The organism is Curtobacterium sp. VKM Ac-2922 (assembly GCF_022815645.1).
GTDB lineage: Bacteria > Actinomycetota > Actinomycetes > Actinomycetales > Microbacteriaceae > Curtobacterium.
In genome coordinates, this window is the sequence record NZ_JALGRO010000014.1 from 83,657 (window position 1) to 95,697 (window position 12,041).

General features: G+C 67.5%; 19 protein-coding genes. 1 reads left to right on the top strand and 18 read right to left on the bottom strand.

The annotated features are described in order from the left end of the window. Window positions 1-6: 6 nt before the first annotated feature. The 6 genes from rplQ to infA all read right to left on the bottom strand — a co-directional run bounded on the left by rplQ (window position 7) and on the right by infA (window position 3,227). Window positions 7-582 carry a 50S ribosomal protein L17 gene (rplQ, locus tag MT346_RS15660; protein ID WP_243564025.1) on the bottom strand — a complete coding sequence of 192 codons (576 nt, stop codon included), beginning with the start codon at window positions 580-582 and terminating at the stop codon, window positions 7-9. Window positions 583-647: 65 nt separating this feature from the next. Further along, window positions 648-1,643 carry a DNA-directed RNA polymerase subunit alpha gene (locus MT346_RS15665; RefSeq protein ID WP_243564026.1) on the bottom strand — a complete coding sequence of 332 codons (996 nt, stop codon included), beginning with the start codon at window positions 1,641-1,643 and terminating at the stop codon, window positions 648-650. A 207-nt stretch (window positions 1,644-1,850) separates the two neighbouring features. Beyond that, the gene (gene rpsK / locus MT346_RS15670; RefSeq protein WP_017885507.1) at window positions 1,851-2,249 is read right to left on the bottom strand and encodes a 30S ribosomal protein S11; all 399 of its coding nucleotides are present in this window, start codon (window positions 2,247-2,249) and stop codon (window positions 1,851-1,853) included. 9 nt (window positions 2,250-2,258) lie between these two features. Further along, window positions 2,259-2,633: a 30S ribosomal protein S13 gene (gene rpsM / locus MT346_RS15675; protein WP_071299484.1), complete on the bottom strand. Its 375-nt coding sequence runs from the start codon at window positions 2,631-2,633 to the stop codon at window positions 2,259-2,261. A 185-nt stretch (window positions 2,634-2,818) separates the two neighbouring features. After that, entirely contained in the window at window positions 2,819-2,935 is a 117-nt protein-coding gene (rpmJ, locus tag MT346_RS15680) for a 50S ribosomal protein L36 (protein ID WP_022903266.1), read from the bottom strand. A 70-nt stretch (window positions 2,936-3,005) separates the two neighbouring features. After that, window positions 3,006-3,227, bottom strand: coding sequence for a translation initiation factor IF-1 (gene infA, locus MT346_RS15685; protein WP_017885509.1), 222 nt, complete (start codon window positions 3,225-3,227; stop codon window positions 3,006-3,008). 263 nt (window positions 3,228-3,490) lie between these two features. Here infA and MT346_RS15690 point away from each other — a divergent pair, with 263 nt between their 5' ends. Further along, window positions 3,491-4,744, top strand: coding sequence for an LCP family protein (locus MT346_RS15690; RefSeq protein ID WP_243564027.1), 1,254 nt, complete (start codon window positions 3,491-3,493; stop codon window positions 4,742-4,744). Window positions 4,745-4,814: 70 nt separating this feature from the next. Here the strand turns inward: MT346_RS15690 and map are convergent, their stop codons facing one another. From map to rplN, 12 genes are all read right to left on the bottom strand, one after another. Continuing rightward, window positions 4,815-5,648, bottom strand: a complete 834-nt coding sequence (map, locus tag MT346_RS15695) for a type I methionyl aminopeptidase (protein ID WP_308221912.1) — start codon at window positions 5,646-5,648, stop codon at window positions 4,815-4,817. A gap of 4 nt (window positions 5,649-5,652) precedes the next feature. Then, window positions 5,653-6,243 (bottom strand): adenylate kinase, encoded by a 591-nt coding sequence (locus MT346_RS15700; protein ID WP_243564028.1) that lies wholly within the window; start codon window positions 6,241-6,243, stop codon window positions 5,653-5,655. Further along, window positions 6,240-7,562 (bottom strand): preprotein translocase subunit SecY, encoded by a 1,323-nt coding sequence (secY, locus tag MT346_RS15705; RefSeq protein ID WP_243564029.1) that lies wholly within the window; start codon window positions 7,560-7,562, stop codon window positions 6,240-6,242. The genes MT346_RS15700 and secY overlap by 4 nt, the downstream gene beginning before the upstream one ends. A 166-nt stretch (window positions 7,563-7,728) precedes the next feature. Next, on the bottom strand, window positions 7,729-8,193 hold the full coding sequence (gene rplO, locus MT346_RS15710; RefSeq protein ID WP_243564030.1) for a 50S ribosomal protein L15: 465 nt from the start codon (window positions 8,191-8,193) through the stop codon (window positions 7,729-7,731). Further along, window positions 8,190-8,375 carry a 50S ribosomal protein L30 gene (gene rpmD / locus MT346_RS15715; RefSeq protein WP_082517835.1) on the bottom strand — a complete coding sequence of 62 codons (186 nt, stop codon included), beginning with the start codon at window positions 8,373-8,375 and terminating at the stop codon, window positions 8,190-8,192. The genes rplO and rpmD overlap by 4 nt, the downstream gene beginning before the upstream one ends. Continuing rightward, window positions 8,375-9,238 (bottom strand): 30S ribosomal protein S5, encoded by an 864-nt coding sequence (gene rpsE / locus MT346_RS15720; protein WP_243564031.1) that lies wholly within the window; start codon window positions 9,236-9,238, stop codon window positions 8,375-8,377. The genes rpmD and rpsE overlap by 1 nt, the downstream gene beginning before the upstream one ends. Further along, window positions 9,235-9,612 carry a 50S ribosomal protein L18 gene (rplR, locus tag MT346_RS15725; RefSeq protein WP_243564032.1) on the bottom strand — a complete coding sequence of 126 codons (378 nt, stop codon included), beginning with the start codon at window positions 9,610-9,612 and terminating at the stop codon, window positions 9,235-9,237. Before rplR ends, rpsE begins: the two co-directional genes overlap by 4 nt. A gap of 2 nt (window positions 9,613-9,614) precedes the next feature. After that, window positions 9,615-10,151, bottom strand: coding sequence for a 50S ribosomal protein L6 (rplF, locus tag MT346_RS15730; RefSeq protein WP_243564033.1), 537 nt, complete (start codon window positions 10,149-10,151; stop codon window positions 9,615-9,617). A gap of 6 nt (window positions 10,152-10,157) precedes the next feature. Continuing rightward, the gene (rpsH, locus tag MT346_RS15735; protein WP_056121440.1) at window positions 10,158-10,556 is read right to left on the bottom strand and encodes a 30S ribosomal protein S8; all 399 of its coding nucleotides are present in this window, start codon (window positions 10,554-10,556) and stop codon (window positions 10,158-10,160) included. A gap of 153 nt (window positions 10,557-10,709) precedes the next feature. Further along, entirely contained in the window at window positions 10,710-11,300 is a 591-nt protein-coding gene (rplE, locus tag MT346_RS15740; RefSeq protein ID WP_243564034.1) for a 50S ribosomal protein L5, read from the bottom strand. Further along, window positions 11,300-11,659: a 50S ribosomal protein L24 gene (rplX, locus tag MT346_RS15745; protein WP_056121433.1), complete on the bottom strand. Its 360-nt coding sequence runs from the start codon at window positions 11,657-11,659 to the stop codon at window positions 11,300-11,302. Before rplX ends, rplE begins: the two co-directional genes overlap by 1 nt. 3 nt (window positions 11,660-11,662) lie before the next feature. Further along, entirely contained in the window at window positions 11,663-12,031 is a 369-nt protein-coding gene (gene rplN / locus MT346_RS15750) for a 50S ribosomal protein L14 (RefSeq protein ID WP_243564035.1), read from the bottom strand. Window positions 12,032-12,041 lie beyond the last annotated feature (10 nt).

Below are 12,041 nucleotides of genomic sequence, written 5' to 3' on the forward strand. Positions count from 1 at the left end.
CTGTGACTACTTGGTGTCGTCCGACTTCGCGGCGTCGTCCGACTTCTCGGCGGCGTCGGCCTCGACCTCGGCTGCTGCCGCGGTCTCGGTCTCGGTCTCGACGGGTGCCGACTCCTCGGTGGTCTCGGTCGACTCGACCGGGGCCGCTTCAGGGGCCTCGTCCGCGGCGGGCGCAGCGGCGGCCGGGGCAGCCGTGCGGTTCACCGGGGCCGGCGTGCCGGACACGGGCTCGAGGACGAGCTCGATCGAGGCCAGCGGGGCGTTGTCGCCCTTGCGGAAGCCGAGCTTGGTGATGCGGGTGTAGCCACCCTGGCGCTCGGCCACCTGCGGCGCGATCTCCGTGAACAGGGTGTGCACGACGGTCTTGTCACGCAGGGCTGCGATGACGCGACGGCGGGCGTGCAGGTCGCCACGCTTCGCGAACGTGATGAGACGCTCGGCGACCGGACGCAGGCGCTTGGCCTTCGTCTCGGTGGTGGTGATGCGGCCGTGCGTGAACAGGGCGTTGGCGAGGTTGCTCAGGAGCAGGCGCTCGTGAGCGGGACCGCCACCGAGGCGGGGGCCCTTGGTGGGCTTCGGCATGTCAGTTCTCCAGTGGTGAAAGAGGGGTGCGCGCCGTGACGACGCGCGTGCGCATCAGCGCGAGGTCAGTTGCTGGACTCTTCTTCGTCGTACCCGCTGTAGAAGTGGGCGCCGTCGAATCCGGGGACGGTGTCCTTGAGGGACAGGCCGAGCTCGGTGAGCTTGTCCTTGACCTCGTCCACCGACTTCTGACCGAAGTTGCGGATGTTCATGAGCTGCGTCTCCGACAGGGCGACGAGCTCGGACACCGTGTTGATGCCCTCGCGCTTCAGGCAGTTGTAGCTGCGGACCGACAGGTCGAGGTCCTCGATCGGGGTCTGCAGCTCGTTCGAGAGCACGGCGTCGACCGGCGCGGGGCCGATCTCGATGCCCTCGGCAGCAGTGTTGAGCTCACGTGCGAGCCCGAACAGCTCGACCAGGGTCCGACCAGCCGACGCGATGGCGTCGCGCGGCGTGATCGCCGGCTTCGACTCGACGTCGACGACCAGACGGTCGAAGTCCGTGCGCTCACCGGCACGCGTCGCCTCGACGCGGTAGGTGACCTTGAGGACCGGGGAGTAGATCGAGTCGATCGGGATCTGACCGGCCTCGCTGAACTCCGAGCGGTTCTGCGTCGCCGAGACGTAGCCACGGCCACGCTCGATGGTCAGCTCGAGCTCGAAGCGCGCGGTGTCGTTCAGGGTCGCGATGACGAGGTCCGGGTTGTGGATCTCGACGCCGGCCGGAGCGGAGATGTCCGCTGCGGTGACCTGACCGGCACCCTGCTTGCGCAGGTACGCCGTGATGGGCTCGTCGTGCTCGCTGGAGACGACCAGGCTCTTGATGTTGAGGATGATCTCCGTGACGTCTTCCTTGACACCGGGAACGGTGCTGAACTCGTGGAGGACGCCGTCGATGCGGATGCTGGTGACAGCCGCGCCGGGGATCGAGGAGAGGAGCGTGCGGCGCAGCGAGTTCCCGAGGGTGTAGCCGAAGCCCGGCTCGAGCGGCTCGATGACGAAGCGCGAGCGGTGCTCGGAGATCGATTCCTCGGTGAGGGTGGGGCGCTGTGCAATGAGCACTGTGGGATTCCTTTCGGCGAAGTGTCCGCTATATGACACTTGGCGGTACGACGGGGCCGGCCGGGCCCCGACGGGTCTGTTGAGTTGTGATCACGCGTACTGAGGTACGCGATCGAACGACCAGGAATGGCCGCCTCCGCTCGTCCCCGTCAGGGAACGTGTCGTCCGGTCAGGGAACGAGCGGAGAACGGCCGGTTGCTCCTCGCGTCAGACGCGGCGGCGCTTGGGCGGACGGCACCCGTTGTGCGCCTGCGGCGTGACGTCGTTGATCGAGCCGACCTCGAGGCCGGCGGCCTGCAGCGAGCGGATCGCGGTCTCACGACCGGAACCCGGGCCCTTCACGAAGACGTCGACCTTCTTGACGCCGTGCTCCTGCGCCTGACGCGCAGCGGACTCGGCGGCGAGCTGCGCCGCGAACGGCGTCGACTTGCGCGAGCCCTTGAAGCCGACGGCTCCCGAGGACGCCCAGCTGAGGACGGCACCCGACGGGTCGGTGATGCTGACGATCGTGTTGTTGAACGTGCTCTTGATGTGGGCCTGGCCCACGGCGACGTTCTTCTTCTCCTTGCGGCGCGGCTTGCGCGCGGCAGTCTTGGGGGTAGCCATGATGATCTCCTATCGGGCCTTCTTCTTGCCTGCCACGGTGCGCTTCGGTCCCTTGCGGGTACGCGCGTTGGTCTTCGTGCGCTGACCGCGCACCGGGAGACCGCGACGGTGACGAAGCCCCTCGTAGCTGCCGATCTCGACCTTGCGGCGGATGTCGGCTGCGACCTCGCGACGGAGATCACCCTCGACCTTGTAGTTGCCCTCGATGTAGTCACGAAGGGCGACCAACTGGTCGTCGGTGAGGTCCTTGACGCGGATGTCACCGGAGATACCGGTGTCCGCGAGCGTCTTGACCGCACGAGTGCGACCGACGCCGTAGATGTACGTGAGTGCGATCTCCACGCGCTTCTCACGCGGGATGTCGACGCCTGCTAGACGTGCCATGTGCTGGCTGCTCCTGTTGTCGATGGAGGTGTGGCGCAGTACCGGTGCTCGGGCCTCCGCCCCGAGGTGTCCCCCGCGTCCGTCTCGGTGAGCCGGACGTGGGTTCTGGTACTGCGTGTTCGATGTTGAGTTGTGCTGCTGCGCAGGCCGTCCGATGGACGTTCCGCGTCAGGCGGCGACCGGGACTAGCCCTGGCGCTGCTTGTGACGCGGGTTGCTCTTGCAGATCACCATGACGCGGCCCTTGCGGCGGATGACACGGCAGTGCTCGCAGATGGGCTTGACGCTGGGGTTGACCTTCATTGCTGGTTCCTCGTGCTCGCTGGCTTCGTGCTCGGCGGGTTCGCCGAGTCGTTCCTTTCCAGCTCGCGGATCACTTGTAGCGGTAGACGATCCGGCCGCGGGTCAGGTCGTACGGGCTCAGCTCCACGATCACGCGGTCCTCGGGGAGGATGCGGATGTAGTGCTGGCGCATCTTCCCGGAGATGTGCGCGAGGACCTTGTGCCCATTGGTCAGCTCAACGCGGAACATCGCGTTGGGCAGAGCTTCGAGCACCGAGCCTTCGATCTCGATGACGCCGTCTTTCTTGGCCATAGCCTCACTGTCGCTTGATTGGATTACCGGTGTGATCCCCGAGCCGGTCTGCGGGTCGGTCGCCAGCCCCACAGGGCATGGCACACCAAAGATCGATCTTATGTGACAGCCGCCCGTTTGCCAAGTGCGCGCGCCGCGCCCCCCGAGCTGGGGTGTTCCTGAACGGGGCGCCAGCGTTCCACAGTGGTTCCACGGCGCGCTCCGGGGGACGAGCAGGGACACGGCCCTACGGTGGCAACGCAGCCTGCCGAACGGAGACCCCAGTGCCAGCCACCCGCCCCCCGCGGTCGATCGCCCGCCACGGCCGTCTGGCGCGCCGTCGCGGTTGGACGACCCTGGTGTCCGTCGTCGCCTCCGCCCTCGCCGTCGTCCTGGTGAGCGGCACGAGCGTCGCCGCCATCGCCGGCGCGCAGCTCGCCACCGCTCCGCACACCGTGCAGCTCAGCAAGGACGACCAGAGCACCGCGAAGACCGCCGACATCACCGCGATCAAGGGCGGCGCCAACATCCTGCTGATCGGCAGCGACACCCGCGTCGGTCAGTTCGACTCCGACGAGGACGTCGAGGGTGCGCGCAACGACGTCACGATCCTGGTGCACGTCTCGCAGGACCACCAGCAGCTGACCGCGGTGAGCTTCCCCCGCGACCTGATGGTGCCGATCCCCGCGTGCACCAACCCGCAGACCGGCACGACCTACCCCGCGGCGTCCTCGGCGCAGTTCAACACCGCGCTCGGCAACGGCGGCGTCTCGTGCGTCGTCGACACCGTCGAGAACCTCACCGGCCTGAGCGTGCCGTACGCCGGCCTGATCACGTTCGACGGCGTCATCGAGATGTCGAACGCGCTCGGCGGGGTCGACGTCTGCGTCGCGAAGGCCATCGACGACAGCTACACCGGCCTGCACCTGACCGCGGGGTCCCACACGCTCGCGGGCTCGGACGCGCTGGCCTTCCTGCGGACCCGGCACGGCGTCGGCGACGGCAGCGACCTGGCGCGCATCAGCTCCCAGCAGGTGTTCCTGTCGGCCCTGCTGCGCAAGGTCACGTCCGGTGACACCCTGTCCAACCCGGTGACGCTCTACAAGCTCGCCGGCGCGGCCCTGAACAACATGACGCTCTCCGACGGGCTCGCCCAGACCCGGACACTCGTCGGCCTCGCGGGTGCGCTGCGCGGGATGAGCACCTCGAACATGCTGTTCGTGCAGTACCCGGTCGTCGACGACCCCGCCGACAGTGCACGCGTCATCGTCGCGCAGGACGCGGCCCACGCGTTGAACGTGGCGCTGCAGACCGACGAGAAGACCACGTTGGGCGACTCCTCCACCGGACGCGCCTCCGAGAGCACGGGCGGCACGGACACGACCGGCGGCACTGCTGCACCGAGCGCACCGTCCGCGGGCTCGTCGGCTGCCGCCTCGTCGCCCGCTGCCGCGGCGCCCACGGCGTCGGCCACGGCACTGCCGTCGACCATCACCGGACAGAGCGCAGCCGAGCAGACCTGCTCCGTCGGCAACTGACGCCGGCGGGGCGGGGCCGCGCCGGGCCTCCAGGGCGTCGGTCCGTCACCGGCCGGACACCAGGCCCGACCTACGCGATCGGGACCGGTGTCACACCCAGCGGGGCCAGGCCCGCCGCGCCGCCGTCGGCGGCCGTGAGCACCCAGATCCCGTCCGCGTGCACCGCGACGCTGTGCTCCCAGTGCGCGGCGTCCGAACCGTCCAGCGTGCGGACGGTCCAGTCGTCGTCGTCCGTGGAGCTGTCGATCGTGCCGGCCGTGACCATCGGCTCGATGGCGACCACGAGCCCGGGCCGCACGGCCGGTCCGGCACCGCGGATGCGGTGGTTGAAGACGGGCGGGTCCTCGTGCATGGACCGGCCGATGCCGTGTCCGGTGAAGTCCTCGACGATGCCCCAGGTGCCGTTCTCGTCGATCGCGTCCTCGACCGCGTCACCGACCTCGTTGAGGTTGCGCGCGCGCGCGAGTGCCGCGATGCCGTGCCAGAGCGAGCGCTCCGTGACGTCGGCAAGCCGCTGGCGCGCAGCGGACAGGGTCGCGTCACCGCCGGGGACGACCGTGGTGAAGGCGCTGTCACCGTTCCAGCCGTCGACCTCGGCACCGGCGTCCACGGACACGATGTCGCCGGGCTGCAGCACACGGTCGCCGGGGATGCCGTGCACGATCTCGTCGTTGACCGACACGCACAGCGTGTGGCGGTAGCCCGGCACGAGCTGGAAGTTCGGGATGCCCCCGCCGTCGCGGATGGTCCGCTCGGCGATCGCGTCGAGCTCACCGGTGGTGATGCCGGGGCGGATCGCCGCGCGCACCGCGACGAGCGCTGCCTCGGTGAGCAGGCCCGGCGCCACCATCGCGCGCAGCTCGTCCGGCGTCTTGTAGATCGAGGGCTTGCGGAAGCGGACCACCGGGTCAGACGGCGGCGGTCAGACCACGCGACGACAGCGCCGACTGGATCCGGTCGCCGACCTCGTCGATGGCGCCCAGGCCGTCGACCTCGACCACGAGACCACGCTGCTGGTAGGCGTCCACGATCGGAGCGGTCTGCTCGACGTACACCTGCTGGCGACGACGGATCGTGTCCTCGTTGTCGTCGCTGCGACCCTGCTGTTCGGCACGCTTGAGCAGACGCCCGACGAGTTCGTCCTGATCGGCGACCAGGCGGATCACCGCGTCGATGCCGGTGCCCTGCTCGGACAGCAGCGCGTCGAGGTACTCGACCTGGCCGACCGTGCGGGGGTAGCCGTCGAGCAGGAAGCCGGTCTCGGCGTCGGGCTCCTGCAGCCGCGACTTCACGAGCTCGTTCGTCAGCGAGTCGGGGACGTAGTCACCCGCGTCCATGATCGCCTTGGCCTGGACCCCGAGCGGCGTTCCCTCGGTCACGTTCTTGCGGAAGATGTCCCCCGTCGAGACCGCCGGGATGCCGAAGGACTCGGCGATGCGGCCCGCCTGCGTGCCCTTCCCCGCTCCGGGAGGTCCGACGATGATGAGACGTGCGCTCAACGGAGAAGCCCTTCGTAGTGACGTTGCTGCAGCTGCGAGTCGATCTGCTTCACGGTCTCGAGACCGACACCCACGATGATCAGGATGCTCGCGCCACCGAACGGGAAGTTCTGGTTCGCCCCGAACAGCGCCAGTGCTGCCAGCGGGATGAGCGCGATGAGACCGAGGTAGAGCGCACCGGGCAACGTCACCCGGGTCAGGACGTAGTCGAGGTACTCGGCCGTCGGGCGACCGGCACGGATGCCCGGGATGAACCCGCCGTACTTCTTCATGTTGTCGGCGACCTCTTCGGGGTTGAAGGTGATCGCGACGTAGAAGTACGTGAAGCCGACGATGAGCAGGAAGTACAGGACCATGTAGAACCAGTTGTCACCCGAGGTCAGGTTGCTCTGGATCCAGGTCACCCACGCGGCCGGCGCGGAGCCGTCGGAGGGCTGGTTGAACTGCGCGACCAGGGCCGGCAGGTACAGCAGCGACGAGGCGAAGATGACGGGCACGACGCCGGCCATGTTCACCTTGATCGGGATGTAGGTGTTGTTGCCGCCGTAGGTCCGACGGCCCACCATGCGCTTGGCGTACTGCACCGGGATCCGTCGTTGCGACTGCTCGACGAACACGACGGCCATCATGATGACCAGGCCGACCAGGATGACGAACAGGAAGAGCTCGAAGGACTGCGACTGCTCGATCTGCCAGAGCGCCGAGGGGAACTGCGCTGCGATGGACGTGAAGATGAGCAGGGACATGCCGTTGCCGATGCCGCGCTCGGTGACGAGCTCGCCCATCCACATGATCAGGCCGGTACCGGCGGTCAGCGTGACGACCATCAGCATGATGGCGTACCAGCTCTGGTTCGAGATGATCGAGCCACACGAGGCGCTGGCGTTCTGACCGAACAGCTGCCCCGAGCGGGCGACGGTGATCAGGGTCGTGGACTGCAGGACACCGAGCGCGATCGTGAGGTAGCGGGTGTACTGCGTCAGCTTGGCCTGGCCGGTCTGGCCTTCCTTGTACAGCGCGTCGAAGTGCGGGATCACCACGCGCAGCAGCTGCACGATGATCGACGACGTGATGTACGGCATGATCCCGAGCGCGAAGACGGAGAGCTTCAGCAGCGCGCCACCCGAGAACAGGTTGATCAGGTCGTACAGGCCGCCCGAGGACGAGGCACTCGCCAGGCAGGTCTGGACCGCGGTGTAGTCGACGTACGGTGCCGGGATGTAGGACCCCAGGCGGAACAACGCGATGATCGCGAGGGTGAAGCCGATCTTCTTGCGAAGGTCGGGGGTGCGCATGATGCGCGCGACCGCTCTGAACACGAGAACTCCGAACTGCTGGGGACCGGTCTTGCCGATCGTGCCGGGCGCAACCGCCCGTGGCCGGAAGCGCCGACCGCGTGGCCCGGTCCCGCTGACGCGGTGCGCGGGCCTCCATCAAGGAAACCGTAACGGCGGCCCGTGCGCAATGCACGGGCCGCCGACGGGACTACTCGGTGACGGTGCCGCCCGCAGCCACGATCTTGTCCTGGGCAGAGCCCGAGACCTTGTCGACCGTGACGGTGAGCTTCACGTTGATGTCACCCTGACCGAGAACCTTGACCTTCTCGTTCTTGCGGACCGCGCCCTTGGCGACGAGGTCCGCAACGGTGACGTCGCCACCGTTCGGGTAGAGCTCCGCGATCTTGTCCAGGTTCACGACCTGGTACTCGACGCGGAACGGGTTCTTGAACCCGCGGAGCTTCGGGGTGCGCATGTGCAGCGGCATCTGCCCACCCTCGAAGCCGACGCGGACCTGGTACCGGGCCTTCGTGCCCTTGGTGCCGCGGCCCGCGGTCTTGCCCTTCGAGCCTTCACCGCGACCCACACGGGTGCGGTCCTTCTTCGAGCCAGCGGCCGGACGAAGGTGGTGCACCTTCAGGATCTGGACGCGCTCGTTCTTCTCGTCGCTCATGCGTCGACCTCCTCGACCTTCACGAGGTGCGCCACCGTCGCGATGTACCCGCGGTTCTGGGAGTTGTCCTCGCGCAGGACCGTACGGCCGATGCGCTTGAGACCCAGGCTGCGGAGCGTGTCGCGCTGGTACTGCTTCTCGCTGATGACGGACTTCGTCTGCGTGATCTTCAGCATGGCCATCAGGCACCTGCCTTCTCGGTCGCTGCGGCACGTGCTGCCGCCTCGGCCTTCAGCAGGCGAGCCGGCACGACGTGGTCCACGTCGAGGCCACGACGTGCGGCGACGGCGCGGGGCTCCTCGAGCTGCTTGAGGGCCTCGACCGTGGCGTGCACGATGTTGATGGTGTTGGACGACCCGAGGGACTTGCTCAGGACGTCGTGGATGCCGGCGCACTCGAGCACGGCGCGGACCGGACCACCGGCGATGACACCGGTACCGGCAGCAGCCGGACGCAGCAGCACGACACCGGCAGCGGCCTCACCCTGGACGGGGTGCGGGATGGTGTTGCCGACGCGCGGGACGCGGAAGAAGTTCTTCTTCGCCTCTTCGACGCCCTTGGAGATCGCCGTGGGGACCTCCTTGGCCTTGCCGTAGCCGACGCCCACCAGACCGTTGCCGTCACCGACGACGACGAGTGCGGTGAAGCTGAAGCGACGACCACCCTTGACGACCTTGGAGACGCGGTTGATCGTGACGACGCGCTCGAGGAACTGGCTGTCGCCACCCCGCTTGTCACGGTCACGGCCCTGCTGACGGTCACGACCGCCACCACGGCGGCCACGGTTGTCAGCGGAGTCGCGGTTGTTCGACGCGGAGCCCGCGGCGGTCTCGACCGGACGCTCGGCGACGGGGGCAGCTGCCTCCGCCTTGGCGTCGGTGCCCTCGGCCTTGGGAGCCTCGTCAGTGCCGGGGGTCTCCTCGGCGCTGGTGGCCTCGGTCGCCTCGGCGCTGGTGGCCTCGGTCGTCTCAGCGCTGGTGGCCTCGGTCGTCTCCTCGACGGCCGGGGTCTCCTCGGCGTTGCTGTTGTTCGCGATGTCGCTCACAGGTTCAGCCCTCCTTCACGGGCACCATCGGCGATCGCGGCGACGCGACCGGCGTACTTGCTACCACCGCGGTCGAACACGACGGCTTCGACACCGGCGGTCTTCGCACGCTCGGCGAGGAGCTCGCCGACACGACGCGCCTTGGCGGTCTTGTCGCCGTCGAACGAACGGAGGTCGGCCTCCATCGTCGAAGCGCTCGCCAGGGTGTGACCCTTGGTGTCGTCGATGACCTGCACGAACACGTGGCGTGCCGAGCGGGTGACAGCGAGACGCGGACGTGCCTCGGTGCCGGTGATCTTCTTGCGGAGGCGGTTGTGGCGGCGGGCCTTGGCGGCCGCCTTGCTCTTGCCTCGGGTACGAGTTCCGATAGCCATGATCACTTACCTGACTTTCCGGCCTTGCGGCGCACGTTCTCGCCCGCGTAGCGGACACCCTTGCCCTTGTAGGGCTCCGGCTTCCGCAGCTTGCGGATGTTCGCGGCGACCTCGCCGACGGCCTGCTTGTCGATGCCGTTGACGGTGACCTTGTTGTTGCCCTCGACGGCGAAGCTGATGCCCGCCGGCGGCTCGACCGTGATCGAGTGGGAGTACCCGAGCGCGAACTCGAGGTTCGAGCCCTTCGCCTGGACGCGGTAACCGGTACCGACGACCTCGAGGCCCTTGGAGTAGCCCTGGGTGACGCCGATGATCTGGTTCGCGATGAGGGTCCGGGTCAGGCCGTGCAGCGAACGCGACGTGCGCTCGTCGTCCGGACGGGTGACGAGGACCTGGTTCTCCTCGACGCTGGCCTGGATGGGCTCCGCGATGACGAGCGCGAGCTCGCCCTTCGGGCCCTTGACCGCGACGTTCTGGCCGTCGACTGAGACGGTCACGCCAGCGGGGATGTCAATGGGAAGACGTCCGATTCGAGACATGTCGGGTCACCACACGTAGGCGAGGACTTCCCCACCCACGCCCTTCTTCTCGGCTTCGCGGTCGGTCAGGAGCCCCGAGGAGGTCGAGAGGATCGCCACGCCGAGGCCACCGAGGACCTGGGGGATCTCCGTCGACTTCGCGTAGACCCGGAGGCCCGGCTTCGAGACGCGCTTGATGCCGGCGATCGAACGCTCGCGCTCGGGGCCGTACTTCAGCTCGATGGTGAGGGTCTTGCCCACGCGGGCGTCCTCCACCTTCCACTCGCTGATGTAGCCCTCGCGCTTGAGGATGTCAGCGATGGTCGTCTTCAGCTTGGAGCTCGGAAGCGAGACGGCATCGTGGTGTGCCGAGTTCGCGTTCCGCAATCTGGTCAGCATGTCTGCGACCGGATCGGTCATCGTCATGATGTGATTCCGTTCTCCGCCTGGTTTCGACACCCGTTCCACGAATGCCGACCTGAGCGATCGAGTGACCCCGGAGCGAATCCCCGAGGTCTGTGTGTTCGTGCGAGCGGGCCGGAGGACTTGCATCCTCCGGCCCGCGTCGCTCGAAGTAGCTTAGACCGTCTGCTCGCCCGAGCGGAACGGGAAGCCCAGCTGCTTGAGCAGTGCACGTCCCTCGTCGTCCGTCTTCGCGGTGGTCACGACGGTGATGTCGAACCCGCGGACACGGTCGATGCGGTCCTGGTCGATCTCGTGGAACACGCTCTGCTCCGTGAGACCGAAGGTGTAGTTGCCGTTGCCGTCGAACTGGCGGTCCGACAGACCGCGGAAGTCGCGGATGCGGGGAAGCGCCAGCGACAGCAGGCGGTCCAGGAACTCCCAGGCACGGTCGCCACGCAGGGTGACGTGCGCGCCGATGGCCTGGCCCTCACGCAGCTTGAACTGCGCGATGGACTTGCGGGCCATCGTGACCTGGGGCTTCTGACCCGTGATCGCGGTGAGGTCCTTGATGGCCCCGTCCATGATCTTCGAGTCGCGAGCGGCCTCACCGACACCGGTGTTGACGACGACCTTGACCAGGCCGGGGACCTGGTTGACGTTGCTGTAGCCGAACTGCTCGGTCAGCGCCGTCTTGATCTCGTCCTTGTACTTCTGCTTCAGGCGCGGCTGAACTTTCTCAGTCGTCGCGGCAGTCGTGTCAGTCATCAGAGCTTCTCACCAGACTTCTTGGCGTAGCGGACCCGGACGGTCTTCTTGACGCCGTCCTTCTCCACCTCTTCGGTGCGGAAGCCGACACGCGTCGGCTTCTTCGTCTTGGGGTCGACGATCGCGACGTTCGAGACGTGGATCGAAGCCTCGTGCTGCTCGATGCCACCCGTCTTCGAACCACGCTGCGTCTGGCCGACGCGGACGTGCTTCGTGACGAAGTTCACGCCCTCGACGACGACGCGGTTCTTGTCCTTGAGGACCTCGATGACCTTGCCCTGCTTGCCACGGTCGCCGCCACGCTCCTGCGTTGCGCCCGTGATGACCTGGACGAGGTCACCCTTCTTGATGTTCGCCATGGCTTACAGCACCTCCGGCGCGAGCGAGATGATCTTCATGAACTTCTTGTCGCGAAGTTCACGACCGACCGGCCCGAAGATGCGCGTTCCGCGCGGGTCGCCGTCGGCCTTGAGGATCACTGCCGCGTTCTCGTCGAACTTGATGTAGGAGCCGTCGCCGCGACGGGTCTCCTTCTTGGTGCGAACGATGACCGCCTTGACGACGTCACCCTTCTTCACGTTGCCGCCGGGGATGGCGTCCTTCACCGTGGCGACGATGACGTCACCGAGTCCGGCGTAGCGACGACCCGAGCCACCGAGAACGCGGATGGTCAAGATCTCCTTGGCACCCGTGTTGTCGGCGACCTTCAGGCGGGATTCCTGCTGAATCACTGCTGTCTCC